This is a genomic window from Achromobacter sp. 1012554356 (assembly GCF_059760815.1).
The window spans coordinates 80,541-94,173 of record NZ_JCBANC010000005.1 but is presented as its reverse complement, the minus strand read 5'-3'; the positions used below and the strand labels follow the sequence as shown (position 1 = coordinate 94,173).

Below are 13,633 nucleotides of genomic sequence, written 5' to 3'. Positions count from 1 at the left end.
CTACGCCGACAGCCAGGCGTCGTGCCAGTCGCTGGACGGCCAGCGCGCGTTGTTGTGGCCGTTCTGCAGCTTGCGGCTGGCCACCGAATAGAACTGGCGTTCGGTCGCCATCCAGATGGGCAGTTCGTCGTTGACGGCCTGCACCCACTCCGCATACAGCGCGCGGCGGCGTGCCGCGTCGATTTCAGACGCAGCGTCGTCGATCAGCTTGTCGACCTTGTCCGACTGCCAGCCGTACTGGTTGGTCCACGGCGCGCCCGCCGGGCTGCCCGAGCGGTACCAGACCGTCGTGGACACCGCCGGATCGCCGCGGTACTGGTGCCAGCCTGTGGCGATATCGAAGTTGTGTTCCTTGTAGACCGAGGACAGCGCGCCCGCGATGTCGTACTGCACGATCTCGACCTTGATGCCCACCGCCTCCAGCGACTGCTGGATGAAGGTCGCCAGCAGCGGCACGTCTTCGCCGTTCTGGATGGGCACCAGTTTCAACGTGAAGCGCACGCCGCCGGCGCCCCGCTTGTACCCGGCCGCGTCCAGCAGCGTCTCGGCACGCTTGACGTCGAACGGGTACGGCGGCTTGCTGCCCGCCGGGAAGAACGCCTCGGACGATGACGGAATGGGACCGGTGGCCGGTTTGCCCAGGCCGTAAAGGAAGTTCTCGATGAAGAACTCGATGTCGATGGCGTGGACAATGGCGCGGCGCACGCGCACGTCAGCCAGTTCCTTGCGGCGGAAGTTGAATTCCAGCGTGTTGTTGAAGACGTTGGCCTCCAGCCCCTTGCTGCGCACCTCGAACTGCGGATTCTGCTTCAGGCGGTCCAGATCGGCCAGCGTGAGCTGCGAATAGGCGCTCAGTTGAAGCTGGCCGGTTTCCAGCGCGGCCGTGGCGGCCGACTTGTCCGTAATGATGCGCCAGACCACACGGTCCAGGTAGGGCTCGCCCTTGCGCCAGTAATTGGGATTGCGCTCGGCAATGATGAACTGGCCGCGCTGGTACTGCACGAACTTGAACGGGCCCGTGCCGACCGGCGCGGTGTTCGCCGGGTTCTCCAGCACGTTGGTGCCTTCGTACAGATGGCGCGGCACCACGTAGCCCAGATCCGCCAGCGCGCGCAGCAAGAGGTCCAGCGGCATTGGGCGGCTGTAGCGGAAGACCGCCGTGTGCGCGTCGGGCGTGTCGACCGCCTCCAGATAGAGCTGCAGCGCGGTGCCGAAATTCAGGTGCTTCTTCCACAGTTCCAGCGCGTTGTATTGCACGTCGGCGGAGGTGAACGGCTTGCCGTCGTGCCAGGTCACGCCTTCGCGCAGCTTGAACGTGATGGTCTTGCCATTGGGGTCGGCGGTCCAGGCGGTGGCAAGTTGCCCCACCGGCTTGCCGGCCGCATCCAGGTCCACCAGCGATTCGATGATCTTGCTGGTAACGATGTACACGCCCGTCGAAGCCCGCAGCGCCGGATTCAGGATCCGCTGCTCGGACCCAAGGTGCACGTTAAGCACCCCGCCATGCCGCGGCGTGGCGGACTGCGCCAGGAGCGACGTGGGAAATGCCATCGAGGCGGCAAGCGCCCCGGAAGACAACAGGAACTCGCGGCGGGTGGTGCGCATGTCGGACTCTGGTTCTGCCTGGTTGGAAGCTGCGGATCTTAGGCCTGCGCCACCGGGCTTGAGAAATGCTGATTTCTCATTTGCTCATGCGTCCCCTGCCCCGCCTCCCGCAAAAAATGACGTGCTCCCACACGTTTCGTTACCGCGCGGGCACGCCGCTTGCTCCTTCCGCCGGATCGCATCTGCCGGAGTTTTCATGCCCGCTTCGCATTCCCTCGACACCACGACGCTGACGGTGCTGACGGTCAATACCCATAAGGGCTTTACCAGTTTCAACCGCCGCTTCATGCTGCACGACCTGCGTGAGGCGCTGCGCACCGCATCGCCGGACGTGGTGTTTCTTCAGGAAGTCCTGGGCGAACACCAGACGCATGCCGGGCGCCACGATTCCTGGCCGGCGCAATCGCAATACGAATTTCTGGCCGACACGCTTTGGACGGACTTTGCCTACGGGCAGAACGCCGTCTATCCTGAAGGCCACCATGGCAATGCCATCCTGTCGCGCTACCCGATCGAAAGTCACCACAACCATGACGTAAGCGTGGACGGCCACGAGGGACGCGGTCTGCTGCACTGCGTGCTGCGGCCCCCTGCGCTTGCCTCGCCCGTGCATGCGATCTGCGTGCATCTGGGCCTGCTGGAACGCCATCGCGGCGAGCAACTGCGCCGTCTGTGCAAGCTGGTGTCGCATGACGTGCCGGCCGACGAGCCGCTGCTGATCGCCGGCGACTTCAACGACTGGCGGTTGCGCGCCGACGCCCTGATGCGCGATTGCGGGACATCCGAGGTGTTCACCTCGCGACTGGGCCGGCCCGCGCGGACGTTTCCCGCGCGCTGGCCGCTGCTGCGGCTGGACCGCATCTATGTGCGCAGCGTGCGCGACTGGCAGCCCGTGCCGCTGGCGTCGCGCGTGTGGGCGCGCCTTTCCGATCATGTGCCAATTTGTGCGGAGATTGCGCTATGAACCTGGGCTGGCGCGAAAACAACCGATATACCCTGCTGGAAAACGGCACGGAGTACTTTCCCGCCGTTGTCGAGGCCATCGACGCGGCGGCCAGCGAAGTGCTGGTCGAAACCTTCATCCTGTTCGACGATGCCGTGGGCCAGGAGATCCAGCAGGCTCTCATCCGCGCGGCGCGGCGTGGCGTCAGCGTCGACCTGCTGGTCGACGGCTACGGCTCCGACGAGCTGAGCGAGGCCTTCATCGGCGCCATGACCGAGGCCGGCGTGCGCTTTCACGTCTTCGATCCGCGCCCGCGCTTTCTGGGTGTGCGCACGAACGTGTTCCGGCGCATGCACCGCAAGATCGTGGCCATCGACCGCCAGCGCTCCTTCATTGGCGGCATCAACTTTTCCGCGGACCACCTGCCCGATTACGGCCCGGAAGCGAAACAGGATTACGCCGTTCTCGTCGAGGGCCCGCTGGCGGCCGACCTTGCCGACTACGCGCGCGCCGCGCTGGGCAACGGCAAGCGGCGGCTGCGGCGCCGTCCCGCGCGCATGGATCCCCTGCCCGCCGGCGACGGCGGCGGCCGGCTGGTGGTGCGCGACAACGTCAGCCATCGCAGCGACATCGAGCGCTACTACCGCGCGGGCGTGCGGTCGGCGCGCTCGGACGTGCTGATCGCCAACGCGTATTTCTTTCCCGGCTACCACCTGCTGCGCGATCTGGTGAAGGCGGCCCGCCGCGGTGTACGCGTGCGGCTGCTGCTGCAGGGCGAGCCCGACGTGCTGGTCGCCCGGCTGGCCGCGTCGATGCTCTACGACTACCTGATCGACTCGGGCGTCGAGATCCACGAGTACTGCAAGCAGCCGCTGCACGGCAAGGTGGCGTGCGTGGATGACGACTGGTCGACGATCGGCTCCAGCAATCTGGACCCCCTGAGCCTTGCGCTCAACCTGGAGGCCAATGTGGTGGTGCGCGACGCATCGCTGAATGCGGCCCTGCGCAAGAGCCTGGACCGGCTGATCGCAGAGGACTGCCGCCCGGTCGAGATGGCCAAGAACTCGCGGCGCCGGCTGCGCCGCCTGTGGCTGGGCGTGGTGGTATTCCACTTTCTGCGGCGCTTTCCCGCTTGGGCCGGCAGCCTGCCGGCCCACAAGCCGCGCCTGCAATCCATGACGGCGGACACCGGCAGGGAGACGGCATGAAGATCCTGCACTCGTCTCCCATGCGGGCGCTGCGGCGCCGCTGGCCCCGGATCAAGCGTGTCCTGCCCGTGCTCGTGCTGATCGTCGTGGCGGGCCTGCTCTATTACTTCGGCCGGTCCGTGGACTGGCCGCAGGTGTGGGTGGCGATGCGCAAGATTCCGGGCCAGAACATCGCCATCGCGGCCGCGCTGGTGGTGGCCGGCTATCTTGCCTATGGCAGTCTGGACCTGCTCGGCAAAAAGTACACGCGCCATCACTTGCCCGCGCCGAAAGCGCTGGGCGTGGCCATGCTGAGCTACGCGCTGAATCTGAACCTGGGCGTTCTGGTGGGCGGCCTGGGCGCCCGCCTGCGGTTGTACACGCGGCTGGGTTGCCGCAAGTCCGTGGCGACGCGCGTCGCACTATTTGCCGCCGCGTCGAACTGGATCGGGTACGCGTGGCTGGCGGGCATCGTCTTCGCATTGGGCGCGGTGCCGGTGCCGGCGGGTTGGGAAATCGGATCCGGCATGTTGCGCCTGCTGGGCCTAGGGCTGCTGGCGGCGGGCATCGCCTACGTGGTGACGTGCGCACGCGCCCGTCGCCGCAGCGTCACATGGATGGGACACCACATCGCGTTGCCGCACGCCCGCATGGCGGTCGCCCAGTGTGCTGTGGCCGCGCTGTCGTGGTCGCTGATGGGCGCGATCTGCTTTGTGCTGCTGCAGGGCAAGGCAAGCTACCCCGCCGTGCTCGGCATCCTGTTGTGCACGAGCTTCGCGTCTGTGATCACCCGCGTCCCGGGAGGCCTGGGCACGACCGAGGCGATCTTCGTGGCCGCGCTGGGATCGCAGATTCCGCCCACCGAAGTGCTTGGCGCGGCGCTCGCTTACCGCGCCGTGTATGCGCTGGCGCCATTGTGCCTGGCGCTGGTGGCCTATCCCCTGATCGAGCTGAAGCTGGGCATGCGCAAACGCAAGGGAGAGGCCGCTCCCCCCAGCCACGCTCGGCGACTGCTATGAGGCCCGCCATGGATCGATCCCAACCCGACGCATCTGACGCCGTCGCCGCCTACCCCCGGCGCGCTGGCGCCTCCGAACATGAAATCGCCTCGCAGGAGGCGCTGGCCTTGCGGATCGCGGCCTTGCTGGGAAGGCGCTTCGTCCCGGACTTCCGGCCGACCCGGAATCGCGGCGAGCCACCGCCTTACTACGTTCCCGACCGCAGCATCACCAGCCTGGCGCGCGCGGCAAAGCTGGGCATCGCACGCGCGGCCGACCTGTTCGGCGGGGTGACGCCGCACGCCTTTGTGGCCACCAAATCCGTCACCCACGGCGTGGTCGATGCCCAAGCCAGAGCGCCGCAGGGCTGGGTAAGGTCGCTGGCGGGCGATCTGGAGGAGGTCGTGCTGCGCGGGTACACCGCTTTTACGCTTGACGATGCCCACCGCGCGGGCGAGCGGTTGCTTCAGACGGGCGCACTGCGGCTCAAACCCGCCGATGCCAACGCCGGGCGCGGCCAGGTCGTCGTGCGCAACGCACAGGAGCTGCGCGCCGCGCTGAACGGTCAGGACGCCGCCACGATGCGCCGCCTGGGCTTGGTGCTGGAAGAAGACCTGGCGCAGATCGCCACCTACAGCGTGGGCTGGATCCGCGTGGGCAAGCTGGAAGCGTCGTACGTGGGCACGCAGGCCCTCACCCGCGACAACAGCGGCGAGCCGGTGTACGGGGGCTCGACGCTGACCTTCGCGCGCGGCGGTTTCGACGAACTGCGGGCGTTGAACCTGTCGGACGAAGAACGGCAGGCGGTGGACCTGAGCTGCCGCTACGACACGGCCGTATCCACGGCGTATCCTGATTTCTTTGCGTCGCGGCGCAATTACGACGTCGGCATCGGCCAGAATGCCCGGTGCGAGCCCCGCGCGGGCGTGCTGGAACAGTCATGGCGCGCCGGCGGCGCGAGCATCGCGGAGCTGTCCGCATTGCAGGCGTTCATGCTGTCCCCGTCGCTAAAGACGGTGTCCGCCTTTACGCGCGAGCGCTACGGCGCGGACGAACCGGCGCCCACGTCGGAGCAATACGTGTATCGCGGCGAAGATTCCGCCGTCGGTATGATCACCAAATCGGGGGGCATCCTGGAGGACGACAATGGCCGCCTTTAGCGACCCAATCGACATCGCGGTGGCGGACCAGCAGCTGGCCGGCACCTTTCTCACGCCCGAAAGCAAGGTGCCGGGCGTTCTGTTCATTCACGGCTGGGGCGGCGACCAGAAATTCGACCTGGCCCGCGCCAAGGGCATCGCGGCGCTGGGCTGCGTCTGCCTGACGTTCGACCTGCGCGGCCACGCCGCCACGCAAGCCCAGCAGATGCAGGTTTCGCGCGACGACAATTTGCGCGACGTGATGGCGGCCTACGACCGCCTGGCGGCGCATCCGTCGCTGGACAGCGGCTCCGTGGCCGTGGTGGGCAGCAGCTACGGCGGCTATCTGGCCGCCATCCTGAGCGGGCTGCGCCGAGTGCGCTGGCTGGCCCTGCACGTGCCCGCGCTGTACCGCGACGACGAATGGATGCTGCCCAAGAACCAGCTCAACCGAGAGACCCTGCGCGCCTACCGCAACACCCGCATCGAGCCCGAAAGCAACCGCGCGCTGTCGTGCTGCGCCAACTTCACCGGCGACGTGCTGATCGTGGAAGCCGAGCACGACGTCTATATCCCGCATTCCACGATCATGAATTACCGGTCGGCCTTCCGGCGGTCGCATTCGCTGACCCACCGCATCCTGGACGGCGCGGACCACGCCCTGACCGACAAGGCCTCGCAGCAGGCGTACACGTCGATCCTGGTGAACTGGGTGACGGAGATGGTCATGGGCGCACGGGTGGGAAGGCCGCGGCCGGTACCGTAAACGGGACGGCGCCCGCCGCGACGCGGGGTTCAGGGCTTTGGACTCAACATGTCCGACAGCGCATCGCCCAGTTCCTTGACGGCGCCCGCGACGCCCTCGGCGGCGCCTTCTGCCCCCACCCCGATGGCGTGTCCGAACCCGCGCGCCACCTGCGCCGAAAAGCCGCGCGTGACCGAGAACTTTGGATTGTCCAGGCTGCCGGCCAGCGCGAATTCAAATCGGATAACGCCGGTCTTGTCCTTCATGGCCGCCAGCACCGCCTTGCGCGGCAACGAAAACAGGCTGCCGTCGCCGCTGAACTTCAGGTTATGCAACGCGACGGTGCCGGACGCCTTGAGCTCGTGGCGCGCGATGGCCGTCTTCATGTCCAGGTCCATGGATCCGCCGGACAGCGAGCCGGCGCCGTTATCGGCCAGATAAGGCGCCGCATGGCGTATGTCCATGTTGCGCGCCGCCACCGTGATGTCGGCGTCCGTGCCGCCCACCACCAGCTTGCCCTTTGCCCGCACGGTGGCCTCGCCGTTGCGGTTGTCCTCGACCTTGCCGGAGAATTCCATGTCGCTGGTGGTGCCGTCGCCCGGAATCACGACGGGCTGCAGATGCGCCTGCACGTCCGTGAACGGAATGCGATGCGGCGGTTTGGACACCGCGCCGTCCAGATAGTCCAGGCGGCCATCGCGCAGGATCAGCTCGGCCACGCGGATAGGACCGTTGCGCCGCGTCTTGCCATCGCCGTCGCCCGCGCGCAGCGCCGCTTGCAGCGCGGGGGAGATCTGCATGTCGCCATCGGGGCTGCGCACCACGGCGAAATCGAAGCCTTCGACGACGATCCGCTTGAACACGGCCTCGCGGCGCAGGAAGGCGGTCCACTCCGGTTCAAGTTCAACGCGCCGGGCACGCGCGCCGGGCTGACCGGAGGCGCCCGGCACGGTGACGTCGGTCAGCACCACTTGCCGCAGGCCGACCTGCACGTTGCCGACTTGGCTGCGCGGGCCCAGAATGCTGGCGATGCGCTGCTCGGCCACGCGGGTGGCGGCCAGCGCCAGCACCGCGAGCACTGCGCCGATCAACAGCAATATCGCCAGGGCGGTGCCCCAGCGTGACCGGCCACGCGCGTCGGCTGCGTTCGAACTCATTGTGGTTTCCGAAGTTGTATAGGACAGCGGCGCGAAAAGCGCCGCACACCTTGCACCATAGCGAGGCGCGGCGGCCGGCGCAACCAGAGCATCGTCCGGGATGCGCAATCGTTCATCAATGCTCGAAAAGGATGAGGCGGTTTGCGACGGCTGGACCCCTCAACCGGTTCTGAGCCTCATCCCTTCTCGCGCCGCCACGACAGGCGCCAATAACGTTCGGGACCGGATGCCAACGCGCCCGGCGCCGTTCCCGGGGCCTTCCCCGGCGCGGCATCGGGCGGGTCAAGCGCCAGGCTGCCCCGCGCGGCCAATGCGCGCTGCCGGGCGGCGAAAACGTCAACCTCCGTGCCAACGTCCAGCGGCGATGCCAGAATCCGACGGCCCAGCAAATCCGCCAGGCGTTCCTGGACGGCCCCCGGCTCGGCGTCCGCAACCTCTTCGTAAGCGATCCATTCAACGCGCTGGAACAGCGCGCGCAGCGTCAGGCCCGCCTCGGACACGCGCACGTGCGCCGCGCTGTGCAGGCCAAGCGGCATCAAGACGACCCGTGGCCGCAGGGCGGACAGTGCCGAGGCCAACGCGCCCGTCAGACGTCCCTCCTCGCCGCTTTCCAGGTAGGCGTCGTGCAGCAGATCCATCTGCACGCCTCGCACGCCCAACAACGACAAGGCACGTTCATTGCGCGCGCGGCGGTCAAGAACGGCCTGGCGCCCGTTTTTGAATCCGCTGCAGCGATCCGCTGCGCTGCCTGCTTCGGGCGCCAGCGGCAAGCCGGAGTACACCGTCAGCACGGTGCTGTCCGGACGCGCCGCGAGCAGGCCCGCACAACTGACGACGGCGTCGTTGAAGCAGGGAGAAACCGCGATCAGTCTGCCTTCGCGAAGCATGCCGTCCTCGCTCTCCGGCTTACCAGTAAGGAGGTTGGTTGTAGTACTGATGAATGCCGCGCGCCCAGGTCTCGTCCGCCATGCTGGGCCAATTGTCCTTGTCGAACCCCTCCGCGTTCTTGAGCACGTCCTTGTCCACATTCAGCACGAAGCACTTGCGGTCGGTATCCAACGTCAGCGCGCTCCACGGAATGGCGTACAGCTTGTCGCCAATGCCAAGGATGCCGCCGCGCGACAGCACGGCATATGCGATGCGACCGCGCGGAACGTCCACCATGATCTCCTGGATGCTGCCGAGGGAATCGCCGGCGGGGTTGTACACGTCGTTGCCTTCCAGCGTGCTGGCCGCCATGATTTCAGGTCCGGGGCCGCTTGGATCGCTCTTCGGACCGCCCACGATCTTGGTTTCGCTTTGCGTATGGCCGGCACCGGTCAATGGTTGGTTCATGGTGTCTCTCCTTTAATGAAACGTCCCGCGTGGCAAAAGGCTCGCCACGCCGCCCGCGCTGCACGCAAGCCGTGTGCCAGGGCCTCCATGCCCTTGACGCCGCGCATCACGTCCGAGCCAACGGCATTTCTTACATCACGTTCCCACAAAAATGCCGGGGCCGGCCCTGCGCGCTGCAGAGCCGGCCCCGGCCGCGGGAGACCCGCCCGGCGGGCGTTATCGCCGCTTGCCGTGATCCGACATCATGCAGATGCCGGCCAGCACGCCCACCAGCACCGCGCCTGCGATGCTCTTCCAGGCGTTTTCATGCACGTAGTCGTCCGTGGCGTGCGACACCTCGCGCGCCCGGTCCCAGGCGGCGCGTTCCCAGCCGCGGGCCTGGTCGCGCGCGGCGTCCAGCCGAAGCTTGAGCTTGTCGCGCGCGGATTCGATTTCCGAGCCGCTATAGCTGGCTGTGCTTCGCAGCAGATCCTCCGTGCCCGAAATCAGGTCACGCATCGTGTGCGAAGACGTGTCCGACGTGTGAAACATATCGCGCAGCCTATCTCGCTTGTTCATGTGTTCTCCTTGAAAAACTGCGGGTCGCTCCCCCCGCGGCACGGCGCACGCGGAGCGCGGCCCGCAGACCGCATGCCTTGCATGACCATCACAGATGGTCGATGCCCGGCGTCTGTTGCGGGTCCACGCCCGGCATGGGATTGGGAATGCTGTCCGGCGGCCAATGGCCCTTTTCGTCCTTGCCCTTCTCGGGGACGTCCGGCTTGGGTTGTTCGGCGGGCGATTGGTCGGGCGTTTGCTGACCGCCCTGCCCGGGCTCTTGGGAACTCGTCCCTCCGGTTGTTGCCATGATGGGCCTCCTGAAGTGAGAAGATCGATCGGGCCGGCGCGTCAGCCAGCCCACCACTGCTTGATCGTGGCGCGCAGCGCGGCGCCGCCCGACGCGGCATCTTCCTGGCGCAACGCCTTGAAGTACGCGCCGATCTGCTTGGCGGGAATGTGCGGGGGCAACGGCGGCATCTCGGGATCGGTCACCATCTCCAGCACCACCGGGCGGCCCGCCGCCAACGCGCGGTCCCAGGCCGGACCGACATCGTCGGGGCTGTCGACCCGGATGCCCTCCAGGCCCAGCATCCGGCCATATTCGGCGTACGAGAACTTGGGCAGCCACTGCGAATCCGCAAAACGCGGATCGCCGCCCATCACCCGCTGCTCCCACGTCACCAGGTTCAGGTCGCCGTTGTTCAGCACCATGACCACCAGCGTGGGATTGCGCCAGTCCTTCCAGCGATGGGCGATGGTGATGAGCTCGTTGATGCCCAGCATCTGCATGGCGCCGTCGCCCACCAGCGCGATGACCGGCCTGTCGGGATAAGCCTCCTTGGCCGCAATGGCGTAAGGCACGCCACAACCCATCGTGGCCAGCCCGCCCGACACCGATCCCATCATGCCCGCCTGAATATCGACATTGCGCGCGTACCAGTTCGCGGACGAACCCGAATCGCACGCCAGGATGGTCTGCGGCGGCAGCCGCTTGGACAATTCCAGGAATGGCCGCTGGGGATTGATCGGCTTGGCGTCGACCATGGCGCGCGCATGCACGGTATCGCGCCAGGCCGAGACCTGCTTTTCGATCCGGTCACGCCAGCGGCGCGCCTTCTTGGGCTCCAGCAGCGGAATCAGCGCCTCCAGCGTCAGCCGGCTGTCGCCCACCAATCCGATTTCCACGGGATAGCGCAGGCTGAGCTTGCGCCCGTCGCGGTCGATCTGCACCGCGCGCGCCTGGCCTTCCTGCGGCAGGAACTCCGCATACGGAAACGACGTGCCCACCATCAATAGCGTGTCGCACTCGTTCATCATTTCCCAGCTTGGCTGCGTGCCTAAAAGGCCAATGGCGCCCGTCACGTAGGGCAGGCTGTCCGGCAGCACGGCCTTGCCCAGCAGCGCCTTGGCCACGCCCGCGCCCAGCAGTTCGGCGACCTGGCTGACCTGTTCGCCCGCCTGCAGCGCGCCCGCGCCCACAAGCATCGCCACTTTCTCGCCGCGGTTCAGGATGTCCGCCGCGTTGCGCAGCGCGTCCGGGCCCGGCACCGCGGCATGCGATGTAACGCCAATGCCGGTGTGCACCGTGCCGTGCTCGCGCGGCGGCACCGGTACGGCCGGCAGGTCCTGCACATCGTTCGGAAAGATGACGCAGGTGACGCTGCGGCGCTCTAAGGCAATGCGCATCGCGCGGTCCACCATGTGGCGCGCCTGCTCGGCCGTCGTCGCCATCTGCACGTAATCGTGCGCCACGTCCTTGAACAGGCTGATCAGGTCGACCTCCTGCTGGTAATCGCCGCCCAGCGCGCTGCGCGCCTGCTGGCCCACCAGCGCCACCACCGGCTGGTGATCGAGCTTGGCGTCGTACAGGCCATTCAGCAGGTGAATCGCGCCGGGACCCGACGTCGCCAGGCACACCCCAACCTGTCCGGTGAATTTGGCGTGCGCGCAAGCCATGAACGCCGCGCTTTCCTCGTGCCGGGCTTGTATGAACTCCAGCGGTTCCTCGGTGCGGCCGAATGCGCCGATGAGCCCGTTGATGCCGTCGCCCGGGTAACCGTACACCTTGCGCACGCCCCACTGCGACAGCCGCTTCAACACGAAGTCCGACACTGTTTCCATACATTTCTCCCGGCGGTCGTCGTTGAAAGCGACTGCGTTCAGCAACCGCCGTTCCCGGCATGGATGGGATTTTGGGGGGCGTGCGCAGATAAAAATTACAAAGCGCCCATACCGCCGCCCTCGCGAGCCACGCCGTTCCTTCATTTGGATGACGGGTATTTCTGCTGCATTGCGCAATTTTTTTGACGGACTGTCGTTTGGGCACAGCGCTTGCGTAAGGAAGGGCCTCGGGCCTCGGCGGAATCGCAATCGAGTCGCAATTGTCTCGACCGGCCTATCAACTGGAGCAAGCATGCCAAAGACGAGAACCCTGATCGTGGCGGGAGAAGCTTTCCCTCTGGCCAAAACGGGCGGCCTGGGAGATGCCATCACTGGGATGGCCCGCGCGCTGATCGAGGCGCGAATGCCCCTGAGCGTGTTGCTTCCTGCGTATCGGGGCGTAAAGGCCAAATTGAACCGCGTTCGCGAGGTTGCCACGCTGCATGACCTGCCGGGTGGCCCGGCCGTGCTGCTGGAAGGCAAATGCCCGCAATCCGGCATCGACTATCTGATCCTGGAAAACGATGCCCTGTATGACCGCGGCGGTCTCTATGCCGACGAGAATGGCAATGAACATCCCGATAACGGACTGCGCTATGCGGCGCTGGCGCACGCCGCGGTGCGCGTGGCGGCCGGCCTGCCGGGCGTAATGCGCCCCACGCTGGTGCACGCGCACGACTGGCACGCCGGATTGGTGCCGCTGCTGCTGCGCGCCGCGGACCTGCCCGACGTCAAAAGCGTGATGACCATCCACAACCTGGCGTTCCAGGGCCTGTTCCCGATGGCCAACGCCGACGAATTCGGGGTGCCGGATTGGGCCCGCAACGACGATGGCGCGCAGGCCTGGGGCCAGCTCAATTTTCTGAAAGCCGGCATCCGGTTCGCCGATCGCGTCACCACGGTCAGCCATACGTACGCCCGCGAAATCATGACGCCCGCGTTCGGCTGCGGCCTGGACGGGCTGCTGCGTAGCCGCGCGGACGACCTGCTGCCGATTCCGAACGGCATCGACGACGTGCTGTGGAACCCTGCGCGTGACCCTTACCTGCGTAGCCACCGCTATTCCGTCCGTGATCTGACCAACAAGATCCACTGCAAGGCGGCGTTGCAGCGGGAGTTCGGCCTGCGGCCGGATCCGGCCGCGACGGTGATGGGCATGGGCAACCGCCTGACCGAGCAGAAGATGGCGGACGTCGCGGTGCACGCGCTGCCCGAGGCGCTGGACCGCCACCCCAGCTTGCAGATCGCGATCCTTGGCCAGGGCGACCACCGGCTTGAAGCAGCGCTGCAGGACATCGCGCGCCGCTACCCCGGGCGCTGCGGCACCCACATTGGCTACGACGAGGGCATCGCCCATCGCCTGCACGCGGGCTCCGACATATTGCTGCATGCCAGCCGTTTCGAGCCCTTCGGCCTGACGCCGCTGTATGCCATGCGCTACGGCACGCTGCCGATCGGCTCGCGTGTCGGCGGCATGGCCGACACCATCCAGGACCCCGGTCCGCGCGCGCCGCTGTCGGCCATGTCGTCGGCCACCGGCCTGCTCTTTGAAGGCGACACGCCGCACGCCATGAGCGCCGCCATCGAGCGCGCAATCGACCTGCGTGCCCACGGCATTCTGTGGCGGTTGATGCAGCGCAACGCGATGAACACCGACTTCGGCTGGCGCGCTGCAGTCAGCCTGTACGCGAGCCTGTACCGCTCGCTGGTGGAACCCGACTACCGCGATGCGGCGCCCGCCCCTGCCTTGCAGCCGGCCAGCGCCTCGGCCGTCAACCGCCGCCCGCAGCGCACAGGTGGCGCCATGCCGGCCGCCATTTAGGA

The 13,633-nt window shown here is 67.0% G+C and carries 13 protein-coding genes; 6 read left to right on the top strand and 7 right to left on the bottom strand.

Annotation, left to right across the window (positions count from 1 at the left end; translation table 11 throughout):
* Positions 1 to 1,605 (bottom strand): ABC transporter substrate-binding protein, encoded by a 1,605-nt coding sequence (locus AC6LJW_RS03835; RefSeq protein ID WP_498086533.1) that lies wholly within the window; start codon positions 1,603 to 1,605, stop codon positions 1 to 3.
* Between the two features lie 196 nt (positions 1,606 to 1,801).
* Between AC6LJW_RS03835 and AC6LJW_RS03830 the strand changes: the two genes are divergently transcribed.
* The 5 genes from AC6LJW_RS03830 to AC6LJW_RS03810 are packed head-to-tail and all read left to right on the top strand — an operon-like array spanning position 1,802 to position 6,638.
* Complete coding sequence (locus AC6LJW_RS03830; RefSeq protein WP_498086532.1) at positions 1,802 to 2,569, top strand: endonuclease/exonuclease/phosphatase family protein; 768 nt, start codon at positions 1,802 to 1,804, stop codon at positions 2,567 to 2,569.
* Entirely contained in the window at positions 2,566 to 3,756 is a 1,191-nt protein-coding gene (gene clsB, locus AC6LJW_RS03825) for a cardiolipin synthase ClsB (RefSeq protein WP_056561231.1), read from the top strand. The genes AC6LJW_RS03830 and clsB overlap by 4 nt, the downstream gene beginning before the upstream one ends.
* Positions 3,753 to 4,754 (top strand): lysylphosphatidylglycerol synthase domain-containing protein, encoded by a 1,002-nt coding sequence (locus AC6LJW_RS03820; RefSeq protein ID WP_056561229.1) that lies wholly within the window; start codon positions 3,753 to 3,755, stop codon positions 4,752 to 4,754. The genes clsB and AC6LJW_RS03820 overlap by 4 nt, the downstream gene beginning before the upstream one ends.
* Positions 4,755 to 4,762: 8 nt before the next feature.
* Entirely contained in the window at positions 4,763 to 5,893 is a 1,131-nt protein-coding gene (locus AC6LJW_RS03815; protein ID WP_498086531.1) for a DUF3182 family protein, read from the top strand.
* The gene (locus AC6LJW_RS03810; protein ID WP_056561225.1) at positions 5,880 to 6,638 is read left to right on the top strand and encodes an alpha/beta hydrolase family protein; all 759 of its coding nucleotides are present in this window, start codon (positions 5,880 to 5,882) and stop codon (positions 6,636 to 6,638) included. The genes AC6LJW_RS03815 and AC6LJW_RS03810 overlap by 14 nt, the downstream gene beginning before the upstream one ends.
* A 29-nt stretch (positions 6,639 to 6,667) precedes the next feature.
* Here the strand turns inward: AC6LJW_RS03810 and AC6LJW_RS03805 are convergent, their stop codons facing one another.
* The 6 genes from AC6LJW_RS03805 to AC6LJW_RS03780 form a co-directional block, all read right to left on the bottom strand.
* Entirely contained in the window at positions 6,668 to 7,774 is a 1,107-nt protein-coding gene (locus AC6LJW_RS03805; protein WP_056561223.1) for a DUF748 domain-containing protein, read from the bottom strand.
* Positions 7,775 to 7,950: 176 nt separating this feature from the next.
* Complete coding sequence (locus AC6LJW_RS03800) at positions 7,951 to 8,661, bottom strand: PIG-L deacetylase family protein (RefSeq protein WP_498086530.1); 711 nt, start codon at positions 8,659 to 8,661, stop codon at positions 7,951 to 7,953.
* Between the two features lie 19 nt (positions 8,662 to 8,680).
* Positions 8,681 to 9,109: a PRC-barrel domain-containing protein gene (locus AC6LJW_RS03795; protein ID WP_498086529.1), complete on the bottom strand. Its 429-nt coding sequence runs from the start codon at positions 9,107 to 9,109 to the stop codon at positions 8,681 to 8,683.
* Positions 9,110 to 9,325: 216 nt separating this feature from the next.
* A complete protein-coding gene (locus tag AC6LJW_RS03790; protein WP_056561217.1) occupies positions 9,326 to 9,667 on the bottom strand; it encodes an ElaB/YgaM/YqjD family protein in 342 nt (113 codons plus the stop codon).
* 88 nt (positions 9,668 to 9,755) lie between these two features.
* Complete coding sequence (locus AC6LJW_RS03785) at positions 9,756 to 9,956, bottom strand: hypothetical protein (protein ID WP_056561215.1); 201 nt, start codon at positions 9,954 to 9,956, stop codon at positions 9,756 to 9,758.
* 41 nt (positions 9,957 to 9,997) lie between these two features.
* The gene (locus AC6LJW_RS03780; RefSeq protein WP_056561213.1) at positions 9,998 to 11,770 is read right to left on the bottom strand and encodes a thiamine pyrophosphate-requiring protein; all 1,773 of its coding nucleotides are present in this window, start codon (positions 11,768 to 11,770) and stop codon (positions 9,998 to 10,000) included.
* Between the two features lie 292 nt (positions 11,771 to 12,062).
* Between AC6LJW_RS03780 and glgA the strand changes: the two genes are divergently transcribed.
* A complete protein-coding gene (gene glgA, locus AC6LJW_RS03775) occupies positions 12,063 to 13,631 on the top strand; it encodes a glycogen synthase GlgA (RefSeq protein WP_427986947.1) in 1,569 nt (522 codons plus the stop codon).
* Positions 13,632 to 13,633 lie beyond the last annotated feature (2 nt).